The sequence below is a fragment of the Methylorubrum salsuginis genome (assembly GCF_900114375.1).
Classification (GTDB): Bacteria; Pseudomonadota; Alphaproteobacteria; order Rhizobiales; family Beijerinckiaceae; genus Methylobacterium; species Methylobacterium salsuginis.
The window spans coordinates 102031-122678 of the sequence record NZ_FOSV01000014.1 but is presented as its reverse complement, the minus strand read 5'-3'; the positions used below and the strand labels follow the sequence as shown (position 1 = coordinate 122678).

20 protein-coding genes are annotated in these 20648 nt (G+C 71.4%); 7 read left to right on the top strand and 13 right to left on the bottom strand.

The window, feature by feature from the left end; genetic code table 11:
* The first annotated feature begins 96 nt into the window (after positions 1-96).
* Positions 97-444 carry a transposase gene (locus tag BM140_RS16710; protein WP_165616480.1) on the top strand — a complete coding sequence of 116 codons (348 nt, stop codon included), beginning with the start codon at positions 97-99 and terminating at the stop codon, positions 442-444.
* 132 nt (positions 445-576) lie between these two features.
* On the opposite strand, the gene BM140_RS16705 is transcribed toward BM140_RS16710, so the two are convergent.
* The 9 genes from BM140_RS16705 to BM140_RS16665 all read right to left on the bottom strand — a co-directional run bounded on the left by BM140_RS16705 (position 577) and on the right by BM140_RS16665 (position 9548).
* Positions 577-1215 carry an acyloxyacyl hydrolase gene (locus tag BM140_RS16705; RefSeq protein ID WP_091948794.1) on the bottom strand — a complete coding sequence of 213 codons (639 nt, stop codon included), beginning with the start codon at positions 1213-1215 and terminating at the stop codon, positions 577-579.
* A 198-nt stretch (positions 1216-1413) separates the two neighbouring features.
* Positions 1414-1599: a twin transmembrane helix small protein gene (locus tag BM140_RS16700; protein WP_091948791.1), complete on the bottom strand. Its 186-nt coding sequence runs from the start codon at positions 1597-1599 to the stop codon at positions 1414-1416.
* Between the two features lie 63 nt (positions 1600-1662).
* The gene (locus BM140_RS16695) at positions 1663-4371 is read right to left on the bottom strand and encodes a TIGR02302 family protein (protein WP_091948829.1); all 2709 of its coding nucleotides are present in this window, start codon (positions 4369-4371) and stop codon (positions 1663-1665) included.
* A gap of 155 nt (positions 4372-4526) precedes the next feature.
* Positions 4527-5795 carry a diaminopimelate decarboxylase gene (gene lysA / locus BM140_RS16690; protein ID WP_091948788.1) on the bottom strand — a complete coding sequence of 423 codons (1269 nt, stop codon included), beginning with the start codon at positions 5793-5795 and terminating at the stop codon, positions 4527-4529.
* 92 nt (positions 5796-5887) lie between these two features.
* Complete coding sequence (locus BM140_RS16685; RefSeq protein WP_091948785.1) at positions 5888-6232, bottom strand: hypothetical protein; 345 nt, start codon at positions 6230-6232, stop codon at positions 5888-5890.
* A gap of 229 nt (positions 6233-6461) precedes the next feature.
* Positions 6462-6737 (bottom strand): 3',5'-cyclic-nucleotide phosphodiesterase, encoded by a 276-nt coding sequence (locus BM140_RS16680; protein ID WP_091948783.1) that lies wholly within the window; start codon positions 6735-6737, stop codon positions 6462-6464.
* A gap of 264 nt (positions 6738-7001) precedes the next feature.
* Positions 7002-7667 (bottom strand): hypothetical protein, encoded by a 666-nt coding sequence (locus BM140_RS16675; protein ID WP_091948826.1) that lies wholly within the window; start codon positions 7665-7667, stop codon positions 7002-7004.
* 225 nt (positions 7668-7892) lie between these two features.
* The gene (locus tag BM140_RS16670; protein WP_091948780.1) at positions 7893-8501 is read right to left on the bottom strand and encodes a DUF1134 domain-containing protein; all 609 of its coding nucleotides are present in this window, start codon (positions 8499-8501) and stop codon (positions 7893-7895) included.
* Between the two features lie 138 nt (positions 8502-8639).
* Positions 8640-9548: a 3'(2'),5'-bisphosphate nucleotidase CysQ family protein gene (locus BM140_RS16665; RefSeq protein ID WP_091948777.1), complete on the bottom strand. Its 909-nt coding sequence runs from the start codon at positions 9546-9548 to the stop codon at positions 8640-8642.
* Positions 9549-9882: 334 nt separating this feature from the next.
* On the opposite strand from BM140_RS16665, the gene chpT reads away from it, so the two are divergent.
* From chpT to BM140_RS16635, 6 genes are all read left to right on the top strand, one after another.
* Positions 9883-10629: a histidine phosphotransferase ChpT gene (chpT, locus tag BM140_RS16660; RefSeq protein WP_091948774.1), complete on the top strand. Its 747-nt coding sequence runs from the start codon at positions 9883-9885 to the stop codon at positions 10627-10629.
* A gap of 127 nt (positions 10630-10756) precedes the next feature.
* Entirely contained in the window at positions 10757-13495 is a 2739-nt protein-coding gene (locus BM140_RS16655) for a hybrid sensor histidine kinase/response regulator (RefSeq protein WP_091948772.1), read from the top strand.
* 30 nt (positions 13496-13525) lie between these two features.
* The gene (locus tag BM140_RS16650) at positions 13526-14008 is read left to right on the top strand and encodes a chemotaxis protein CheW (RefSeq protein WP_091948769.1); all 483 of its coding nucleotides are present in this window, start codon (positions 13526-13528) and stop codon (positions 14006-14008) included.
* A gap of 11 nt (positions 14009-14019) precedes the next feature.
* Positions 14020-14406 carry a response regulator gene (locus BM140_RS16645; protein WP_091948766.1) on the top strand — a complete coding sequence of 129 codons (387 nt, stop codon included), beginning with the start codon at positions 14020-14022 and terminating at the stop codon, positions 14404-14406.
* A 234-nt stretch (positions 14407-14640) separates the two neighbouring features.
* A complete protein-coding gene (locus tag BM140_RS16640) occupies positions 14641-15795 on the top strand; it encodes a protein-glutamate methylesterase/protein-glutamine glutaminase (RefSeq protein WP_091948763.1) in 1155 nt (384 codons plus the stop codon).
* Positions 15792-16646 (top strand): CheR family methyltransferase, encoded by an 855-nt coding sequence (locus tag BM140_RS16635; protein ID WP_091948760.1) that lies wholly within the window; start codon positions 15792-15794, stop codon positions 16644-16646. The genes BM140_RS16640 and BM140_RS16635 overlap by 4 nt, the downstream gene beginning before the upstream one ends.
* Before the next feature lie 110 nt (positions 16647-16756).
* Here BM140_RS16635 and hisS read toward each other — a convergent pair whose 3' ends face one another.
* From hisS to BM140_RS16615, 4 genes are all read right to left on the bottom strand, one after another.
* Positions 16757-18268, bottom strand: a complete 1512-nt coding sequence (gene hisS, locus BM140_RS16630; RefSeq protein ID WP_091948757.1) for a histidine--tRNA ligase — start codon at positions 18266-18268, stop codon at positions 16757-16759.
* Between the two features lie 91 nt (positions 18269-18359).
* Positions 18360-18731, bottom strand: a complete 372-nt coding sequence (locus BM140_RS16625) for a tRNA-binding protein (RefSeq protein ID WP_091948755.1) — start codon at positions 18729-18731, stop codon at positions 18360-18362.
* Position 18732: 1 nt separating this feature from the next.
* Positions 18733-19239: a DUF3429 domain-containing protein gene (locus tag BM140_RS16620; RefSeq protein ID WP_091948752.1), complete on the bottom strand. Its 507-nt coding sequence runs from the start codon at positions 19237-19239 to the stop codon at positions 18733-18735.
* 75 nt (positions 19240-19314) lie between these two features.
* Entirely contained in the window at positions 19315-20565 is a 1251-nt protein-coding gene (locus BM140_RS16615) for an MFS transporter (RefSeq protein WP_091948749.1), read from the bottom strand.
* Positions 20566-20648: the final 83 nt, after the last annotated feature.

The following is a 20648-nucleotide window of genomic DNA, read 5'->3' as shown; positions in this document are numbered from 1 at the left end:
CCGAGGTGCGCTTGGTCAGCAAGGGCGGTTCCTCCCTGCCGATCCCGCTGCGCCGGATCCGGCTGCGGCGGTACGCGGACGACACCGGCCCTGGGGGTGCTGACCAATCACCCCGCCGCCAGCGCCGTCGAGATCGCCACCTTGTACGAGCGTCACTGGCAGATCGAGCCGGTGTTCCGCTGGCTCGACCAGCCTCTGCGCATCCGCCACTTCCTTGGCCAACGCCCCGCTGCGATCCAGCTTCAGCTCTACGCCGCCCTGATCGCCTTCGCGCTCGTGCATTTGACCGCGCGCCGCAGCCGCTTTGCCGGATCGATGCTGCGCTTCCAGCGACTGATCGACAGCGTTCAGCTGAGCCGTGCGATCTCATGCAGATCGACGCACCGCGATCACCGCGACGAACATGGCCTCCGGCTCAGCTTGCCCTCGACTTCTGAGATTTAACCGGACAACCGTGCCGCGCACGGGGAGAGGGAATGCGCATTCTACCGATGCGATCAGGCGGGAGCCATTTCGGAGACATCCGCGGCTTGGTGGTGTAACGGCTCTGCCCCGAGCGGCCGAGCCCCACGTTCCTCAGAACGTGTAACCGATCTTGCCGCCGAAATTTGTCAGGCCGCGGTTGTCGCCGCAGAGGCCGGCGTTCGACATGTGCTCGACGGTGGCCATCACGCTCCATTGCGGGGTGATGCGGAAGCCGAGGGCGGCGGCCTCGCGGAAGAGCGGCGAGCAGCCCAGCGTGTTGAACCCGTAGGGCGTGCCGGATTTCGGACCGGTATAGCCGTTATGGGCCGCGCCGCCGAAGAAGCCTTCGAGGAAGACGCGACGGCCCAGCGTCTCGGGGAACAGGTCGATCGTCCAGGTGCCGCCGAGATAGGCGTAGCTGGTGCGCCCGCCGGTGTTGTAGCTGCCGCCCACCGTCGGGCGCGGCACGAAGGCCTGCCAGAACGGATCGAGGCTGACGACCGGCTTGGCCAGCAGGATTTCGCCGTTGACGTTGGCGGTGCTGAAGCCCGGCGCCTTGCCCTCGGCGCTGCCCGGATCCTGCACCGAGCCGCCGATGCGGATCTCGGAGACGATGCTGTAGGGCTGAACCGGCGCCACGTAGGGCATCGGCGTCGGCGCCCGGACGCCGAGGTCGGCGGCCTGCACGGCCGAGGCGGCCAATGCGCCGGCCACGATCAGGGCCGTCGTCCGGGCAAGAGAAGAGGTCATCGGCGGTGTATCCGGTTGAACCGCCCTCGAATACCACGCGGCCCCGGAGCCATCCCGCGGATTCATCCGACCGTCACGCTTTTGCGGAGGTGGTGGGGCGCGGGTGCCACACTTTCCCAGGTCCGGGCCGAGTTCGGCCCGAGCCGGCGGTGCCAGGCGTTGTCGCCGGCCCGCCGCCTCACGCAGAACGCGTCGCGCTCAGGCGGAGCGCCACCACACGACGCCCATGATGACGACGATCGCCACGAATTGCAGCAGCACGCGCAGGCGCATCAGCTTCTGCGAGAGGTTGGCGCTGCCGCCGCGCATCATGTTGACGAGGCCGAACAGGAGGACGGCGGCCACCGCGAGGCAGGCGAGGAGAACGAGCTGGTTCGAGGACATTTTTCGTTCCGATAGGAGCCCCCGCGCACCGCGCGAGCTCGGAGTGATGGTCGCGCCCGCCGCTCAGTTCCGGCGCAGCAGGCGCTCGAAATAGTCGAGTTCCTCCTGCGGACGCGAGGGGTCGCCGAGCTTGCGCCGCAGCTCCTCCATGATCCGGCGGGCACGCTGCACCGCCGATTCGTCGGCGCCCGGCACTCGGACCCGGCCGTCGGAGGTGTCGCGCCCGCGGGTCGGGCGGCCGAGGGGGTCGTCGTCGTCGCCGCCGGGGCGACCCTGCTGGGCCTGCTGCTGACCCTCGCCCTCCCCCTGGCCCTCGCCTTCGGCCATCTGCTGCATCTGCTTCTGCATGCCCTCGGCGCCGCGCTTGAGCCCGTCCAGCGCGCGGCCCTGGGCGTCCACCGCGTCGCCGTTGCGGCCCTGGCCGAGCGCATCCTCGGCCTCCTTCATGGCGTCCTCGGCGTCGGCCAGCCCCTGCTCGCCCTGAAGGCCCTGCTGCTTCATCCGCTCCTTGAGATCCTGGAGCTGCTCGCGAAGGCCCTGCTGGCGCTGGCCGGGGCTCTGACCTTTTTGTCCCTTCTGACCTTGGCCCTGCTGCCCCTGCTCGCCCTGCTGGTTCTGACCCTGCTGACCCTGCTGCTGCTGGCCTTGCTGATTCTGGGGCTGGCCGCCCTGCTGCTGTTGCTGGCCCGGCCGCGGGCGCTGGCCGGGGCGGGGGCGCTGCTGCTCGCCCTGCTGACCGTCCTTGTAGGTCTCGTCGCGCAGCTCCTGCTGGTCGCGGGACATCTGATCGAGCTCGTCGAGCTGCCGGTTCATCTCGGCCTGCCCGTCGCCGGATTTCTGGCCCTGGTTCTCGGCGCTCTGGAGGTTTTCGAGCGTGTTGCGCAGCTGTTCGAGCAGGCGCTGGGCTTCCGCCGTGTCGCCGCGCTGCATCGCGTCCTGCATGTCCTTCAGCATCTTCTCCAGATCGTCGGGGGTGACGGTCTTGGCACCCTTCTGCTGCTGTTGCTGGCGCTCGGATTGCTGCTGGCGGCTCTGCGGATTCTGGCGCTGGCGCTCGGCGAACTCCTTCATGAACTTGTCGAGTGCCGACTTCAGATCCTCGGTGAGCTTCTTGATCTCCTCGTCGGGGGCGCCGCGCTCGATCGCCTCCTTCAGGCGGTCCTGGGCCGCGCGCAGCGTCTTCTCGGCGTCCGAGAGGTCGCCGTCCTCGATCTTGAGGGCCATCTCCCACAGGAGGTCGGCGACGGCGATCAGGTCGTCATCGGACTTCGCCGCGCGCAGCCGATTGGTGGCGGTGGTGAGCCCGAGGAAGATCGACGGTTCCGGCGTGAATCGTTCCGGGGCGATCAATAGCGCGTCGAGCGCGGTCTGGACGCGCGGACGATCCTCGTCCGGCGCGGTGACGAGGCGGCGGCGCTCCTCCGCGAGCGACCGGGCGAGCGCCTTGGTGAAGGGGCGGGCCGGCAGCGTCGTCTCGGCGGGTGGGGTGCGCCCCTCCTGCCCCGCCTCGTCGCGCACCACCAGCGTCAGCCGCACGCGGGCGCCGGACCAGGGATTATCCGTGAGATCGACCAGCGACTTGGTGTCGTGCTCGCCGGTGGCGTCGGCGGGCAGCGCCAGCGCGAGCTTGGGCACCGGCACCAGCGAGCGGCCGGGCTTCAGCGGCTCGACCAGCCCCTCGGCGGACGCGATGCCGTAATCGTCCTTGGCCCGGTAGGTCAGGGAGAAGGTGCCGCGCCCGTTCACTTCGAGCGCGCCGACCTGTTGCACCTCGGGGGGCAGATCGGGGATCGTCTCGATCACGAGGCGCTGCGGCTCGGAGCCGGAGGCCGAGATGCCGAGTTCGGCCGTGCCGCCGGTGAGGCGGAAGCGTTCTTCGCGCAGCGATGCGCGGGTGTCCGCACCGGAAGAAGCATTTTGCGTGAGGGCCGGACGCGGGGCGGGTTTGCGATCTCCGGCCTCGTCCTTGGTCACCGGCACCAGCGCGGCGTTCGGGGTCAGCACGGCCTCGCCCTGGCCGGCGATGCGTACGATCAGGGTCGAGTTCACCGGCGCGCGCAGCCGCTGCACCGCGTCCTTGCCGCCCGCCATGGTGACGATCAGCGGCGGCACGCGGGTGTAGATCGGCGGGTCGATCCAGCCGTCCACCCGGAAGCTCGGGGCGGCGGCGGGTGGCTCGCGCCAGTCGAAGGCGGCCGCGACCCGCCCCCGCCATTCGGGTCCGGCGACGAACAGGGCCGCCAGCGCGGCGACCAGGGCGCCGGCCCGCAGGGCGCGGGGATCGTGACGCGGCATGTCCGGCCGCGGCCGCCCGACCCGCAGCCGGGCGACGGCGGTCGCGGCCCGCTTCTGGTGCAGCGCCCAGAGCGCGCGGGTCGCCGGATCGGAGAGGCCGACGGCGAGCGTGTCCTCGATCGCGGAGGCCGGATCGTGGGCGAGCCCGCCGTCGCGGGCGGCCTGCCGGTCGATCCGGGTCAGCGCCTCGCGCCGGCTCGGCCGGGCGACGCGGACGACGGGCAGAAGGGCGACCAGCGCCAGAAGCGCGAAAAGGCCTAAGCCCACCATGCGCCACAGCGGCGGCAGATCGAGCCACAGGCCGAGCCAGGAGGCGGTGAGGAACGCGAGGGCGACGCCGAGCGGGCGCCACAGCACCGGCCAGACCCGCTCCCACAGGCCCGCGGCCCGCGCGCCGGCCACGAGCCGGTCGAGGCGCCGCCGCGCGTCGCCGTGCTGCGGCCCGGCCTCAGGGCTCGTCCGTTGCGCCTCGCTCATCGTGATCGGTCGCGGCTCCCGCACATCGAAGGGGAAGCTAGCATGGTGGCGGGCCGGCACCATCGGGTCAAATCAGCCCAGCCGCGCTTAGCGCCGACGCTGCCGCTACCGCGACGCAAGCCCTCCCCCGCGGAGGGGGGAGGGTTCTTCGGGTGTTACGCCAGCCACTCCGGCACGCGATCCAGCCGGATCAGATCCTCGTAACTCGGTCGCGGGCGTACCACCGCCGAGCGGTCGCCGCTCACCAGCACCTCGGGCACGAGGCGGCGGCTGTTGTAGGTGCCGGCCTGGACGGCGCCGTAGGCGCCCGCGCTCATCACCGCGATCAGGTCGCCCGCCTGGACCGCGGGCATCTCGCGGGCGAGCGCCAGATAATCGCCGGTCTCGCAGACCGGGCCGACCACGTCCGCCGTGATCCGGGGGACGTCCGGCGCGGCCTCGGTCACCGGGCGCAGGGCGTGGAACGCCTCGTAGAGGGTCGGGCGGATCAGGTCGTTCATCGCGGCATCGACGATGACGAAGGTCTTGGCCTCGGTCGGCTTCACGTAGACCACGCGGGTGACGAGGATGCCGGCATTGCCCGCGATCATCCGGCCGATCTCGAAGACCGGGCGCAGGCCGAGCGGCCGGAAATGCGGGCGCAGGATCGCGGCGAGCGCGGCCGGGTCCGGCGGGGGGGCGTTGTCGTCGCGGTAAGGGATGCCGAGCCCACCGCCGAAATCGACGTGGTGGAGCTTGTGCCCGTCGGCGAGCAGCGCCCCGGCCAGCGCGCAGAGCCGGCGCGCGGCGCTCTCGAACGGAGCGAGATCGGTGATCTGGCTGCCGATATGGGTGTCGACGCCGACGAGAGCGAGCCCCGGCATCTGGGCTGCGCGGGCATAGACCTCACGCGCCCGGTTGATCGGGATGCCGAACTTGTTCTCGGACTTGCCGGTCGAGATCTTGGCGTGCGTGAGCGCGTCCACATCCGGGTTCACCCGGATCGAGACCGGGGCGCGTTCCCCGCGCGAGGCCGCGACCTCGGACAAGGCGGCGAGTTCCGGCTCGCTCTCGACGTTGAAGCAGAGGATCCCGGCCTCCAGAGCGGCGGCCATCTCGTCCTTCGTCTTGCCGACGCCGGAGAAGACGATCCGCTCGCCCGGCACGCCCGCGGCGAGCGCGCGACGCAATTCGCCCTCGGAGACGATGTCCATGCCCGCGCCCCGGCGGGCGAGCGTCGTCAGCACCGCCTGGTTCGAGTTCGCCTTCATGGCGAAGCAGACCAGCGCGTCGTCGCCCGCGAACGCCTCGGCGAAGACGCGGTAATGCCGCTCCAGCGTGGCGGTGCTGTAGCAGTAGAACGGCGTGCCGACCTCGGCGGCGAGCGCGGTCAGGTCGACGTCCTCCGCGTGGAGGCGCCCGTCGCGGTATTGGAAATGATGCATGGCAGGCTTCGTGAGGGGCGCTCGGCGCGCCTCGCGCCGCTGTCGCGTGGGTCTTTAACCCTCGAGGGCGCCGCCCGGAAGCGGGGCGAGGCTCAAAGGATGGCGTCGAGGATGAACGGCTCCTTCGGGATCCGGTAGCCGCGCTTGCCGCCGCGGCTGGTCGTGACCGGGACGCCGTCGCTGCCGGGCGGGATCGCCGCGGGGCTCAACTCGTCGCCGGCCTGGACCGCGTCGGAATCGGGCGCGGCGGCCCGGTCGCCGACGCCGACGCTGGTGGTCGGCAGGCCGCGGGGCGAGGCGGGCGCGCCCGTCCGCGCGACCGCGGGGGCGGCGGCCGAGGCGGTGCCCGGCGGCTCCAGCCCGCCGCGGCGCCCGCAGGCGGTGCAGGCGAGCGCGACGAGGCCGATCGCGATCAGGGCGGGCAGGCGGGAGGGCATCGGCGTTTCCGGCCAAGGTTCCGGCAGAGGGTCCGGCGCCAGCTTAGCCGTTGAAGGCCCGCCGCGCGAAGGTTTTTGTGCGGGCCTCAGGCGGCGGCGGCCGCCTCCGCGCCCTCGAGCCTCGCCTTGGATGTCGGATCCAGGACGATGCGCTCGATGCCGAGGCCGCTGTTCGCGCTTGGCCGAACGGTGCTGCCGCCCGCTTCGAGCGATCGCTCCCGTCCGCCGGTCAGCCCTTCTTGCGCGACGAAGAATCCTTCGGCGGGGTGTAGGCGTCGATGGCGCGGCGGCAATTCTCGGAGAGCTTGGCCCAGTTGGTCTTGAAGCACTGGTCGGTGGCCGGATCGTCCGGATCGAGATTGCCGCAATAGCTCAGGTAATCGCCGGTGCAGTACTTCTTCAGGGTCTCGTTGCCGCGCTTCGATTGCTGCGCCTGCGCCGGCGCGATCAGGAGGGCGGCCGCGCCCGACAGCACGAGGGCGAGAGACGTCAGCTTCAAGGCCATGATGTTCGCTCGATCGCGGTTTTTGAGAGGGATGGCGGGCGCGATGAGCCTGCCGCTTGTCCGAAACAAGGCGGACGCGCGACCATCGCGAGATGGTTTTTCCTGTTACGGATTCGGAAACTCGCTCGCAAGGGAGCGGCTTTCGGCCGGGCCGCCCCCGTCGCAGGCAGGTGCCGCCGCGCACGGGTCTGCCGCCGCGCACCGGGCTTGGTCGCCGCGCATGGGGCTTTCGTCGCCGCGCACGGGGCTTGGCCGGACCAGCCGTCAGCGCTCCGCCACGGCGGAGACCGGGAAGGCGCCGACATTCGGCAGGCGGTCCGGGCGGGCGAGGGCGTCGGCGAGCTCGCCGATGCGTCGGCGCAGCTCCGCGGTGTCGTCGCTGCCGCGGGCGGCGAGCGCGGTGCGGGCCGCCTCCAATTCCGCGCGCAGGGCCGCGGCCTCGTCCGAAGCCGGGGCGGCGGCCGTCGGCGGGTCGGCGGCGAGCGTCCGCCGGGTGGCCTTGAGGCGGTCGAGGACGGAGCGGTGGGCCTCCTCCAGGGCGTGCAAGGTGGCGAGCCCGACCTCGCCCTCTTCCCTGGTCGCCGCCAGATCCGTGTCGAGCCCGGCGATCCTCTCTTGGGCACGGGCCAGCTCGGCCTCGCTGCGCAGCCGCGCCGCCACCGCCGTCTCGGCCTCCATGGTGCGGGCGCCGAGTGCGGCCATCTCGGCGTGGCGCTTGGCCGCCTCGGCTTCCGCCCGGCGTTCCAGCCGGCGCCGCGCGACCGCGAACTCGGCCCGCAGGTGGTCGCGCTCGGCGGCGACCTCGGCGGTGCTCACGGGAAGCGTCGCCTCGATGCGCCGCCGGGCCAGCCGGGTCGCGCGGGCGTTGACGGTGGGCAGGGCGATCAGGGCGCACAGGCTCGCCAGCAGGAAGCCGAGCCCGAAGATCATCACGGTCTCGATCACGCGGGGCGCCCTCGTGCGGCCTTCAACCGGTCCATCCGGCCGCCGGTCTTTTGCCCGGCTTGCCGCCGCGGAGGCAAGTGTCCGGGTTCAGAACGGTTCCGGTACCGGAGCCGTTCCGGGCGCGAAAAGCGCCCCGCGCGGCGGGCCTCGGCTTTTTTCCGAAAGCCGGCCTCGTCGGTCGGGCCGATGCTCCGAGCCTGCGGAGGCGGGCTAGAAAGGATTCCAAGTGGGGCGGCTGGTGAACTTCAGATAGCCGACATTGATGCCGAGGCGGGCGCCGACGCCGGAGCGGATCGGCACCACCACGACGCCGCCGTCGGTGACCGCGGTCATGCCGAAGCCGCCGATGAAGTAGGCCGAGCCATCGACCCCGCCGAAGCGGTGGTACAGGCCGGACACGGCGGGCAGGTTGTAGACGAGCATCATGGTGCGCGCGCCATCGCCGCCGACATCGAAGCCCAGCGTCGGCCCCTGCCAGTAGATGCGGCGCTGCCCGGCATTGCGGGTGTAGAGCGTACCCTCGCCGTAGCGTAGACCGCCGACGATGGCGCCCGAGGCCTCCTGGCCCAGGATGTAGCCGTTGGGCTCGCCCCAGCGCCGGGTCGCCTCCTCGATGGTGAGCGCCAGCCCCCGCGACACGCTGCCGAAGAAGCGGTGCCCGTTCTCGACGACCTCCGAGGGACGGAAGGTTTCGGGCCGGCCCCCGTCATCGACGGCCCCTGCCGGCGCGGCGCCGGCGGCGAGGCCCAAAAGCGCAAGGCCCAAAGGGGCAAGGCCCAAGAGCGCGGCGCGGCGGGTGGCGCGGGAATCGTGCGGCATGGTCGGTCTCCCTCGGCGTCGCCGACCTCCGGTGCCGAGCATCCGGGACGCGACGCGGGCGCGTCCCACCGGACTTGAAGTCCGGCGAGGATGCGCGCAACGACGCCCCGATCAAGTCAAGTTTGAGTTAACGAGGCGTTAAGAGGACGGGGCGACCGCCTCGCCCGCCCGGCGGCGGTCGAAATAGGTGACGGCGGCCTCCCGCGGCAGGTCGATCTCGTCGTGGTAGCGGGCCGAGCCGAGGGCGGCGAAGGGGCCGTTGCGGTAGAAGCGGCCGTAATGCCCGTAGGTCACGGTGCCGCCGTCGGGCCCGACGACGCGTCCGCCCGCCATGGTCAGCACGTGATCGCCGGCGGCCGTGTCCCATTCCATGGTGGGGGCGCAACGCACGTAGACGTCGGCCTCGCCCGCGGCGATCAGGCAGAACTTGACCGCCGAGGAGGTGACGCGGCGCTCCCCCACGGCGAGGCGCTCCAGGCAGGCGTCGGTGGCGCTGTCGCCGTGCAGGCGGCTCACCAGGGCGACGGGGCCGCCCGCGGGGGCCTCGCGCACCGCGACCGGGTGGAAGGCGGCGGGACGGCCCTCGACGATCGCCGCCTCGCGGGCGGTGGTGCCCGCCGCCCAGACCCGGCCGAGGCCCGGCGCGGCGAGCGCGGCGGCGACCGGCCGGTCGCCCTGCACGAGGCAGATGTTGACGCAGTATTGGTCGTGGCCCGCCAGGAAGTCGCGGGTGCCGTCGAGGGGATCGACGAGGAAGAACAGCGGCGCGGGCGGCGCCGTGCAGGAGGTCTCCTCAGCGATCACCGGGATGCCGGGAAAGCGGCTCTCCAGGGCGGCGACGATCAGTTCCTCCGAGCGGGCGTCGGCGAGGCTCGCGGGCGAGCCATCGGGCTTGACCACGTGCGGGCAGTCGCCGCCGTGATAGCCCCGCAGGATGCGTCCGGCTTCGCAGGCGATGCCGGCGAGCGTCCGGGCCACGGGATCGCGCAGGGACTCCGGCACGGGGGCCGTCGGGTGAAGCGCGGGGAACGGGTCGGGGGCGGTCATCGCGGGGTCATCAGCGGTGGAGGGCGGGTGATCGGTCGCGCAAGGTCGGGCAGGCATGCCGGGGGCCGTCGACGGGGCAGGCAAGTATCGCGCCCCGGCCTGACTCCCGGCTGAATGGCGGGCCGCGCGATCCGGCTCCCGGCGTCTTGGAATACAACTTGGGACAAATCTGGACGGAAGAGTGTGCCTTTCCAAAGCCGCCTTCCATGACTATCGGTGCCCGGACGTCCTGCCGGCCGTACGTCATGTCGCGTGTCATGAAGCGGATCGGGCGGGCGACGACATCGGATCAGACCTCGCGGCTTGCCCGCGACATCCGGCAACGGAGCGTGCCATGAGCGGCCCCAGCACCAGCCTCACCCTCGACAGCCTCGACCTCTCGGCGCTCCTGTGCTCGCGCGTCTGCCACGACGTGATCAGCCCGATCGGCGCCATCGTGAACGGGCTGGAGGTGCTGGAGGACGACAACGACCCCTCGATGCGCGACTTCGCCCTCGACCTGATCCGCAAGAGCGCCAAGACCGCCTCGGCCCGGATCCAGTTCGCCCGCATCGCCTTCGGGGCGGCGGGCTCGGCGGGCGCCTCGATCGATCTGGCCGATGCCGAGAAGGTCTCGCGCGCCATGTTCGCCGACGAGAAGACCCAGCTCTCGTGGAGCGCGCCGCAGGCCCTGTTCCCGAAGAACAAGGTCAAGCTGCTGCTCAACCTCGTCGTCATCGCCTCGACCGCGATCCCGCGGGGCGGCCATATCGACGTGAAGGTCGCGGGCGACGGCGACGCCCCGACCTTCACCCTGCGCTCGAAGGGCAGCCACGCCCGCATCCCGAACCATGTCGAGGCGCTGATCGCCGGCACGCCGGAGGGCGGCACGGTCGATGCCCACGGCATCCTGCCGTTCTATGCCGGCCTCGTGGCGCGGGCCGCCGCCATGGACGTGCGCTTCGTGATCGAGGGCGACGAGGTGACGATCACCGCCAAGCCGACCGAGACCAAGGTCGGCCTGCCCGGCGCGCCGGCCCCGAGCGTGGAGGACGAGCGCCCCTCCGACAGCGCCCCGCCCTCGGACACCCAACTGGCCTAAGCCGCGGACGGCGGAGGACTTTGACCGGTTATCTGAGTTTTCCGCCCGTCCCGAAACGCTTCACTAACTTTCCAAGGCGAGAGTGCTCCCCGCACGTCCTTTCGTGTGCGTTTGACGAGTACCTCCCATGGACGATCTGCTTCGCGAGTTCCTGGTCGAGAGCGCCGAGCATCTGGACACGGTCGATGCGGAGCTGGTCCGTTTCGAGCAGGATCCGAACAACCAGCAGATCCTGCGCAACATTTTCCGGCTGGTGCATACCATCAAGGGCACCTGCGGCTTCCTCGGCCTGCCGCGGCTGGAAGCCCTGGCGCATGCCGCCGAGACCCTGATGGGCCGCTTCCGCGACGGCTATCCGGTCAGCGGCGCCTCCGTGACCCTGATCCTGGCGACGCTGGACCGCCTCAAGGCGATTCTCGGCGACCTCGAAGCCACCGGCTCCGAGCCCGCCGGCTCCGACGACGACCTGATCGGCGCCCTCGAGAAGATGGCCTCCGACGAGACGCCCGCCGCCGCCCCTGCCCCGGCGCCCGCGCCCGCCGCCATCGTGCTGCCGCCCCCGGTCGAGCGTGAGCTGAAGCCCGGCGAGGTCTCCCTCGACGAATTGGAGCGGGCCTTCATGGAAGCGCCCGGCCCCGACGACTTTTCCGCCGAGCCGCCTCCGGCGCCGGTGTCCTACGCGCCGTCCGTCGAGCCGGCGCCCGCCTTCGAGATGCCCGCCGAGGAGGCGCCCGAGCCGGCCGCCCCCCGCGCTGCGGCCGCGCCGTCGTCCGCGCCCGCCGCCGAGGGCGGTGAGGGCGCCATCGCCAAGGTGCAGACGATCCGCGTGAACGTCGACACCATCGAGCACCTGATGACGATGGTGTCCGAGCTGGTGCTGACCCGCAACCAGCTCCTCGAGATCGCCCGCCGCCACGAGGATTCCGGCTACAAGGTGCCGCTGCAGCGGCTCTCCCACGTCACCGCCGAGCTGCAGGAAGGCGTCATGAAGACGCGCATGCAGCCGATCGGCAATGCGTGGCAGAAGCTGCCCCGCGTCGTGCGCGACCTCTCGGCCGAACTCGGCAAGGGCATCGAGCTGGTGATGTCCGGCGCCGAGACCGAACTCGACCGCCAGGTCCTCGACGTCATCAAGGACCCGCTCACCCACATGGTGCGCAACTCGGCCGACCACGGCATCGAGGCCACCAACGAGCGCATCAAGGCGGGCAAGCCCGCCCGCGGCACGATCCGTCTGTCCGCCTATCACGAGGGCGGCACGATCACGATCGAGATCGCCGACGACGGCAAGGGCCTGGATCTGGCCGCCATCCGCAAGAAGGCGGTCGAGCGCAACCTCGCCCCGGCGGCGGAAGTCGAGAAGATGACCGACGCGCAGGTCGCGAAGTTCATCTTCCACGCCGGCTTCTCGACCGCCAAGGCCGTCACCTCGGTCTCCGGCCGCGGCGTCGGCATGGACGTGGTCAAGACCAACATCGAGACCATCGGCGGCGTGGTCGACATCGCGACCGAACTCGGCCGCGGCACCACCTTCACCATCAAGATCCCGCTGACGCTCGCCATCGTCTCGGCGCTCATCGTCAAGGCCGGCGCGCAGCGCTACGCGGTGCCGCAGATCGCGGTGCTGGAGCTGGTGCGGGTCGATGCCAAGGGCGCCAAGGAAGGCGCCAACGCCATCGAGCGCATCAACGGCGCGCCCGTCCTGCGCCTGCGCGAAAGGCTCCTGCCGATCGTCACCCTCCAGGGGCTGATGCGGGGCCAAGCGACGGTGGAAGAGGGCGAGGTGGTCGAATCCGGCTTCGTCGTCGTCGCCCAGGTCGGCCGCCAGCGCTTCGGCGTACTCGTGGACGAGGTCTTCCACACGGAAGAGATCGTCGTGAAGCCGATGTCGTCGAAGCTGCGCCACATCCCGCTGTTTGCCGGCAACACAATCCTCGGCGACGGTGCCGTGGTGCTCATCGTCGATCCCAACGGCGTGGCCAAGCTCGTCGGCCAGAGCGCGCAGTCGGGCGCGGTCGCCGAGGCCGAGGGCGAGGAGATCGAGGCGGGCGACGCCAAGGCGACGCTGCTGGTGTTCAAGGGCGGCTCGGGCGGCTTCAAGGCGGTGCCGCTCTCGCTGGTCACCCGTCTGGAGGAGATCGACGCGGCCAAGATCGAGTGGCTGGGCGGGCGTCCGCTCATCCAGTACCGCGGCCGCCTGATGCCGCTGGTCCCCGCCGACCCGACGATCGCGCTGCGCACCGAGGGCAACCAGGCGCTCGTGGTGTTCTCCGACGGCGACCGGGCGATGGGCCTCGTGGTGGACGAGATCGTCGACATCGTCGAGGAGCGCCTCGACATCGAGATCGCCGCCGACCGCTCCGACCTCATCGGCTCGGCGGTGCTGCGGGGCCGGGCCACCGACATCATCAACATCGCTCACTTCCTGCCGCTCGCCTACGACGACTGGGCGCGGGGTCCCCGCAAGGCCGCCGTCAAGGCGCCCTCGCTCCTGCTGGTCGACGACTCGGCCTTCTTCCGCGACATGCTCACCCCCGTGCTCAAGGCGGCGGGCTACAGCGTGAGCGTGGCGGCGAGCGCCGACGAGGCCCTCAAGGCGCTGTTGTCCAACGCCGGCATCGACCTCGTGGTCAGCGACCTCGACATGCCCGGCCGCAGCGGCTTCGACCTCGTCGGCGCCATGCGCAAGGCCGGCGGGCGGCTGGCCGAGATGCCGGTGGTGGCGCTGACCGGGACGGTCGGGCCCGAGGCGATCGAGCAGGCCCGCAAGCTCGCCATCAGCGACCTCGTGGCGAAGTTCGACCGTTCGGGCCTGCTGGCCGCCCTCGCCGAGATCGGCGAGCCCGGTCTCGCCCGCGCCGCCTGATCCTGTCCTGACGTAGCGAGACCCAGTCCCATGCAGGCCGCCAACGCCAACGCCGCCCCCGCCGACACCACCGACTACGTCACGGTGTTCGTCGGAGAGACCATGTTCGGTCTCACCATCGACCGGGTGCACGACGTGTTCGTGCCCGCCGGCATCACCCCGGTGCCGCTGGCGCCGAAGGAGATCGTCGGCCTCCTGAACCTGCGCGGGCGCGTCGTCACCGCGCTCTGCCTGCGTCGGCGCCTCAGCCTCCCCGAGCGGGAGGCCGGCGCGGCCCAGATGGCGATCGGCCTGGAGCAGGCGGGCGAGACCTTCGCCCTCATCGTCGACGGCGTCGGCGAGGTGCTGAAGCTCGGTGCCGAGACCCACGAGCCGGTGCCGATCAATCTCGATCCGCGCTGGCGCGACATCTCGCACGGCGTCCACCGCCTCGACGGGCGCCTGCTCGTCATCCTCGACGTCGACGCGCTGCTCGCCTTCGGCGACGCCAAGCGCGACGCCAAGGTCGCCTGAGGAGGCGCGCGATGAGGACCGGTCTCGTCGTCGATGATTCCGCGGTGATCCGAAAGGTCGCCCGCCGGATCCTGGAGACCCTCGATTTCAGCGTCCGCGACGCCGAGGACGGGGAAAAGGCACTCGCGATGTGCGCCGAGGCGATGCCCTCCGTGATCGTGCTCGACTGGAACATGCCGAACATGGACGGCTACGAGGTTCTGCGGAACCTGCGCCAGTCCCCCGGCGGCGACCGGCCCAAGGTCCTGTTCTGCACCACCGAGAACGATGTCGGCGCCATCGCCCGGGCCCTGCGGGCCGGCGCCGACGAGTACATCATGAAGCCGTTCGACCGGGAGATCATGATGGCCAAGCTCGATCAGGTCGGCTTCGCGGTGCATCGATCCGCTCACGCCTGATCGAGACCCACCGGTCCGACAGCCGGGGCGGCTGAGGACCTCGGCCCGAACGGTGGGAAACGGCTTTCGAAAAAGCCGATGCCACTCGATGACCTAGAGCCTCGTCTGGATGCCGTATCCAGCACGATGCTCTCGAAAGCCAGCGGTCGCGCGCCTCGCGCGCGGCCCCCTTCCGAGCGGCCCGGGGAGGCCGCAGGACCTCGCTCCCCTTCCTCCTGCGGAGGCACGAAACAGATGTCGGCAATCCAGGCCCTCGCTCCAGCCGCGGCGGCGCGCAGCGCCGTGAAGGTCCTGGTCGCCGACGATTCCGCGGTGGTGCGCGGGCTGGTCTCGCGCTGGCTGGGGGAAGCCGGCCACGAGGTGGTCGCCACCGCTCCCAACGGCCGCGCCGCCGTCGATGCCCTGGCGCGCTGCGCCCCCGACGTGGTACTCCTCGACATCGAGATGCCGGAACTCGACGGCATCCAGGCCCTGCCGCTGATCCTGGCGCGCCAGCCCGGCGTGCAGGTCGTGATGATGTCGACGCTGACTCAGCGCAACGCCGACGTGTCGCTGCGCTGCCTGTCGCTCGGCGCCGTCGATTACATCCCCAAGCCCGAGAGCAACCGCGGCGTCACCACCTCCGACGGCTTCCGCGCCGACTTGCTCGAGCGCATCCGCGTCTTCGGCGCCGCCCGCGCCCGGCGCCGGCCGGTCCCGACCGCGGTCGAGCCCGCCTCCTCGACGCAGACGGCGGCCCCCGCTCCGGTCTCGCGCCTGTCCGGCACCGTGACGCTGCGCCCGCGCCCGCGCACCGTCACCGCCCCGCGCGTCCTGCTGGTCGGCTCCTCCACCGGCGGCCCCAAGGCGGTGGGCGAGGTTCTCGAAAAGATCGGCGCGGCGACCCTGCGGCGCCTCCCGGTGCTGATCGTCCAGCACATGCCGCCGGTCTTCACGGCGGTCTTCGCCGAGCATCTCGGCGCCCGGGTCGGCATTCCGGCGGCGGAGGGCAAGGCCGACGAGCGGGTCCAGCCCGGCCGCATCTACGTCGCGCCGGGGGGCCGCCACATGCGGCTGTCGGGTTCCGCCGCCGACCCGGTGATCCGCCTCGACGACGGGCCACCGGTCAATTTCTGCCGTCCGGCCGTGGACGTGCTGTTCCTCGACGCCGCCGCGCTCTACGGCCCCGCGACGCTCAGCGTGATCCTCACCGGCATGGGCTCGGACGGCACCGCGGGCTCCCGCGCCCTGGTCGAGGCGGGCGGGCAGCTCATGGCCCAGGACGAGGCCACCAGCACGGTATGGGGCATGCCCGGCAGCGTGGCCAAGGCGGGTCTGTGCCACGCCGTCCTGCCGCTGCCCGAGATCGGCTCGGCCCTGCGCACCGCCATCGGCGGGAGCGCGGCATGACCGAGGCGGATTTCACCTTCCTGCGCGAATACCTGAAGAAGCGATCCGGCCTCGCGCTCGGACCGGAGAAGCGCTACCTCGTCGAGAGCCGCCTCTCGCCGGTCTGCCGCCGCTTCAACCTCGCCACGCTGTCCGACCTCGTCGGCGCCCTGCGCCTGTCGCGGGAGGGCCCGATGGAGCAGGCCGTGGTCGAGGCGATGACGACGAACGAGACGTTCTTCTTCCGCGACCGCGCCCCGTTCGACCTGTTCCGCGACGTGCTGCTGCCCCGCGCCATCGCGGCCCGCGCCTCGACCCGGCGCCTGCGGATCTGGTCGGCAGCGGCCTCGACCGGCCAGGAGCCCTACTCGCTCGCCATGCTGATCCACGAGGCGGCGGCCCAGCTCGTGGGCTGGCAGGTCGAGATCGTCGGCACCGATCTCTCGACCGAGGTGCTGGAGAAGGCCCGCCTCGGCCTCTACAGCCATTTCGAGGTGCAGCGCGGCCTGCCCGTGCAACTCCTCGTCAAGCACTTCACGCAGGTGGGCGAGCAGTGGCGCATCAGCCCGCAGCTCACCAACATGGTGAGCTACCGCCCGCTCAACCTGCTGCACCCGTTCGACCATCTCGGGCAGTTCGACATCGTCTATTGCCGCAACGTGCTGATCTACTTCGACGCCCCGACCAAGGCCGACGTGCTGGAGCGGATCGCCAAGGCGCTCACCCCCGACGGGGCCGTGCTGCTCGGCGCCGCCGAGACGGTGATCGGCCTTACCGAGGCGCTGGTGCCGGACGGCCAGCATCGCGGCCTCTACCGCCAGGGGGCGACCCACCGAGCGGCGGCGCCGCAGAGGCTCGCGGCGGGGTTCTGAGGCGGCGGGGTGTGCTCCCTGATGCGCTGACCGCATCAAGCGCGGGTCCCCTCCTCACAAGGGGGAGGAGACCCGCGCGACCCTGCCGCGCGAGTGGGCCGGATTCCTGATTACCCGAAATGCCGCGCCAGCACCTCGCGCACGGCCTCGACCATCCGCTCCACCGGCACCGACACTTGAGCCGGGCGCGCGGCCTTCCATTCGGCGTTGCTGGCGATGGCGGCGGCGGCCTGGGCGCCCTGGATCAGGTCCTTGATCTGGACCTCGCCGGCCTCGCGCTCGTTCGAGCCCTGGATCACCACGGCCGGGGCCCGGCGGCGGTCGGCGTACTTCATCTGCGCCTTCATGCCGGCGGCGCCGAGATAGAGCTCGGCCCGGATGTTTTCCGCCCGCAGCCGCGCGACGAGCGCTTGGTATTCGGCGACGTTCTCGCGATCGAGCACCAGCACCACCACCGGGCCGGGCTTGGCCGCGCCTTCGACCAGCGGGCTCTTCGTCAGCCGCAGCGCCGAGAACAGCCGCGACACGCCGATGGAGAAGCCGGTCGCCGGCACCGGCTCACTCCGAAAACGGCCGACCAGCCCGTCGTAGCGCCCGCCGCCCGCGACCGAGCCGAAGCGCACGGTCTGGCCGTCCTCGTTGGTGACCGGGAAGGTCAGCTCGGCCTCGTAGACCGGGCCGGTGTAGTATTCGAGGCCGCGCACCACGGAAGGGTCGGCGCGGACCCGGTCGTGGCCGTAGCCCGCCGCCTCGCACAGCCGCATGATGGCGTGCAATTCGGCGATGCCCTCGCGGCCGGTCTCGGACTCGCCCACCACCGCGTGCCAGGACCCGAAGAACTTTTCCCAGAAGGCGAGCCGGTCGGCGCCGTCATGGGGGGCGGCCTCGAAGCCGACATAGGCGAGGATGCGCTCGATGGCCTCGTCGGCCAGCCCCGCGCCCTTGGTGAAGTCGCCGCTCTCGTCCTTGCGGCCGGGGCCGAGCAGCTGGCGCACGCCGTCCGCGCCCAGCCGGTCGAGCTTGTCGATGGCGCGCAGCACCGTGAGGCGCTGGCCGGCCTTGTCGGCGCCCGCCAGCCCGATGGCCTCCATCACGCCGTCCAAGACCTTGCGGTTGTTGACCTTGACGACGTACTGGCCGCCGAGCCCGAGCCGGTCGAGGGTGTCGGCCATCAGCATGCAGGTCTCGGCGTCGGCCGCGACCGAGGCCGCCCCGACGATGTCGGCATCGAACTGCATGAACTGGCGGAAGCGGCCGGGGCCCGGCTTCTCGTTGCGGAAGACGTAGCCGGCCCGGTAGCTGCGATAGGGCTTCGGGATCGAATCGAAGTTTTCCGCCACGTGCCGGGCGAGTGGCGCGGTGAGGTCGTAGCGTAAGCTGAGCCACTGCTCGTCGTCGTCCTGGAACGAGAAGACGCCCTCGTTCGGCCGATCGAGATCGGGCAGGAATTTGCCGAGCGCCTCGGTGTATTCGACGAACGGGGTCTCCAGCGCCTCGAAGCCGTAGAGGTCGAAGGTCTGCCGGATCGTCTCCAGCATCCGGCCCTGCGCCAGCAGGTCGGCCTCGGTGCGGTCGGGAAAGCCGCGCGGCAGGCGGGGTTTCAGGGTCTCGGCCTTGGCCATGTCGTCGCCGCTCAGGATTTTTCTTCGGGAATTGAGGCCCGGCTCTATCGCAGGCGGCGGCGCGGCGGCAAGCATGCCTCCGACCGGCGGCTCAGAACAGCCGGCTCCCGTCGGGCACCGGCCGGTCGGGCCGGAACAGCACCACCGCGCCGCCCTCGTCGGCGAAACCGAGGGTCAGCACCTCGGACAGGAATTTTCCGATCTGGCGGGGCGGGAAGTTCACGACGGCCGCGACCTGCCGGCCGAGCAGCGCGTCCGGCGTGTAGTGCTCGGTGATCTGCGCCGAGGAGCGCTTGGCGCCGATCACCGGCCCGAAATCGATCACGAGCTTCAGGGCCGGCTTGCGGGCCTCCGGAAACGGCTCGGCGGAAACGACCGTGCCGAGGCGGATATCGACCGCCAGGAACGCGTCGAAATCGATCTTTTCGGATTCCGGTGCCTGCGGATCGTGGCGGACATGCATGTCAGGCGAGCAAGCGGTGGGCGAGGAGGGCGGCCAGTCCTAGCACGGCGAGCGGCATCTGGAACGGGCGCAGCCGCTCGAAGAACAGCGGTGCCTCCCCGCGCCGCGCGGCGATGGGATCGAGCACCGCGATGGCGGCGAAGCCCAGCATCAGCAGGACGAGGGCGGGGACGACCGATCCCATCGCGAAGGCCACGAGCGCGAAGAAGCCGAGGAGAAACAGCCCCAGCATCGTGACGATCTGCGTCGCCCGCGCCCCGCCCTCGGTGCGGAAGCTGACGCCCCGGCGCACGCCCGACAGAAAGAGCAGGATCGCACAAGCCCACAGCAGCGTGAGCCGGAAGATCGCCTCGGCCGCCTCGCCCCGCAGCAGCCAGACCAGCGCGGCCCCCCCGAGGAACGGCAGCATCGGCCCGTAGCCGAACATCACGCTGAGCCAGGGCACGGCGCGCGGTTCGTAGGCGTGAATCGTGCGGCCGTCGCCGGAATGATTCAGGGTGCGGTCCATCGGCCTCAATCCGCCTTGCAGAGATCAGGTCGGTGAACCGGTCGGCCGACGGGCCTGTTCCGGGCACAAAAGGCCTCAGGCCGCGCTCTCGGCGGTGCGGGCCTTGCGGCGCTCGGCCTTGCGGGCGTGGCGGCGTTGCGCCCGGCTCTCCTCGGTGGTGGCGGCGAGCCACCAGACCAGAGCGAGCGCCGCGACGCCGGCCGCGCCGAGGGCGAGGAAGCTGCCGGTCCAGCCGAACCAGCCCTGGGCCAGCCCGCCGTACCAGGCCGAGAGCGCCCCGCCCGCGCCCTGCACGGCGTTGACGAAGCCGAGCACGGTCTGGGTCCGGCCCGTGCCCCAGGTGAGGTCGGCCACCACCACCGGCACGGCGACGCCGATGATGCCCGAGGAGACGCCGTCGAGCACCTCGGCCAGGATCAGCCAATACGGATCGTCGACGAAGGCCGAGATCGCCGCCCGCACCGGCAGGGCGAGGCAGGCGGCGATGAGAAGCTGGCGCCGGCCGCTCCGGTCGGCGAGCGACCCGGCCATCAGCGCCACCGGCACCATCACGAGCTGGGCGACCATGACGTAGCGGGCGGTCCAGGCGACCGGGTCGGCGGTGGTGTGGACGAGTTTTTGGCCGAGCAGGCTCAACATGCCGCCATTGCCGAGCTGGAACAGGGCGAGCGCCACGGCGAGCACGAGGAGGCGGGTGTCGGAGAAAATCTGGCGGTAGGGCGAGCGGTCGGGCGCTTTCTCGTCCTCCTCCTTCCAGCCGAAGGAGCGGCGGCAATTCCAGGCATCCGCCGGCATGGCGAGGGTGGCGGCGATCGCCGCCGCCGCCATGGCGCCGAGCACCCAGAACGCCACCGCCGGCCCGAACCGGGCGGTGCCGAGGGTGATGAGGCCGGCGGCGATCAGGATGCCGACATGGTTGAAGGCCTGGTTGCGGCCCTGCTGGCGCGGAAACGCCTCCTTGCCGACGACGCCGAGGGTCAGGGCGGTCACCGCCAGCAGCAACAGCGTGCCGCCCGCCGCGGCCAGGAACTGCGCCGCCAGCACCGGTACGAAGCCCTGGGCCGGCAGCAGCAGCAGGGTGCCGGCCAGGATCGCCGCGCAGGACAGCACGACGAGGAGGCGCGGGCGCTCGATCCGGTCGACCAGGGCGCCGAACGGCCCGCTCAGCAGCAGCGCCCCGCCGCCGACGAGGGTGGTGACGAGCCCGATCTCGGAGGGACTCCACTGGCGCTGCTGCGCCAGCCACGTGCCGAGGAACGGCCCCAGCCCTCCCTGGATGTCGCCGATGAAGACGTTGATCAGGGCGAGGTGGGTCGTGGGCGCCATCGGATCCTTCGGTCGAGCCGTGAGGGGCGCCCCCGTCGGAGGCGCCCTTGCTCGGCCATAACTCCGCAGACGGGAAAATTTCT

What these genes read in the sequence shown, in the direction of transcription:
- BM140_RS16620 (WP_091948752.1), bottom strand. Translation starts at nt 19,239, where the DNA reads ATGGACCGCACCCTGAATCATTCCGGCGACGGCCGCACGATTCACGCC.
- BM140_RS16700 (WP_091948791.1), bottom strand. Translation starts at nt 1,599, where the DNA reads ATGTCCTCGAACCAGCTCGTTCTCCTCGCCTGCCTCGCGGTGGCCGCC.
- BM140_RS16675 (WP_091948826.1), bottom strand. Translation starts at nt 7,667, where the DNA reads ATGATCTTCGGGCTCGGCTTCCTGCTGGCGAGCCTGTGCGCCCTGATC.
- BM140_RS16655 (WP_091948772.1), top strand. Translation starts at nt 10,757, where the DNA reads ATGGACGATCTGCTTCGCGAGTTCCTGGTCGAGAGCGCCGAGCATCTG.
- BM140_RS16685 (WP_091948785.1), bottom strand. Translation starts at nt 6,232, where the DNA reads ATGCCCTCCCGCCTGCCCGCCCTGATCGCGATCGGCCTCGTCGCGCTC.
- BM140_RS16665 (WP_091948777.1), bottom strand. Translation starts at nt 9,548, where the DNA reads ATGACCGCCCCCGACCCGTTCCCCGCGCTTCACCCGACGGCCCCCGTG.
- BM140_RS16625 (WP_091948755.1), bottom strand. Translation starts at nt 18,731, where the DNA reads ATGCATGTCCGCCACGATCCGCAGGCACCGGAATCCGAAAAGATCGAT.
- BM140_RS16680 (WP_091948783.1), bottom strand. Translation starts at nt 6,737, where the DNA reads ATGGCCTTGAAGCTGACGTCTCTCGCCCTCGTGCTGTCGGGCGCGGCC.
- BM140_RS16670 (WP_091948780.1), bottom strand. Translation starts at nt 8,501, where the DNA reads ATGCCGCACGATTCCCGCGCCACCCGCCGCGCCGCGCTCTTGGGCCTT.
- BM140_RS16705 (WP_091948794.1), bottom strand. Translation starts at nt 1,215, where the DNA reads ATGACCTCTTCTCTTGCCCGGACGACGGCCCTGATCGTGGCCGGCGCA.
- BM140_RS16695 (WP_091948829.1), bottom strand. Translation starts at nt 4,371, where the DNA reads ATGAGCGAGGCGCAACGGACGAGCCCTGAGGCCGGGCCGCAGCACGGC.
- chpT (WP_091948774.1), top strand. Translation starts at nt 9,883, where the DNA reads ATGAGCGGCCCCAGCACCAGCCTCACCCTCGACAGCCTCGACCTCTCG.
- BM140_RS16615 (WP_091948749.1), bottom strand. Translation starts at nt 20,565, where the DNA reads ATGGCGCCCACGACCCACCTCGCCCTGATCAACGTCTTCATCGGCGAC.
- BM140_RS16650 (WP_091948769.1), top strand. Translation starts at nt 13,526, where the DNA reads ATGCAGGCCGCCAACGCCAACGCCGCCCCCGCCGACACCACCGACTAC.
- BM140_RS16635 (WP_091948760.1), top strand. Translation starts at nt 15,792, where the DNA reads ATGACCGAGGCGGATTTCACCTTCCTGCGCGAATACCTGAAGAAGCGA.
- BM140_RS16640 (WP_091948763.1), top strand. Translation starts at nt 14,641, where the DNA reads ATGTCGGCAATCCAGGCCCTCGCTCCAGCCGCGGCGGCGCGCAGCGCC.
- BM140_RS16645 (WP_091948766.1), top strand. Translation starts at nt 14,020, where the DNA reads ATGAGGACCGGTCTCGTCGTCGATGATTCCGCGGTGATCCGAAAGGTC.
- lysA (WP_091948788.1), bottom strand. Translation starts at nt 5,795, where the DNA reads ATGCATCATTTCCAATACCGCGACGGGCGCCTCCACGCGGAGGACGTC.
- hisS (WP_091948757.1), bottom strand. Translation starts at nt 18,268, where the DNA reads ATGGCCAAGGCCGAGACCCTGAAACCCCGCCTGCCGCGCGGCTTTCCC.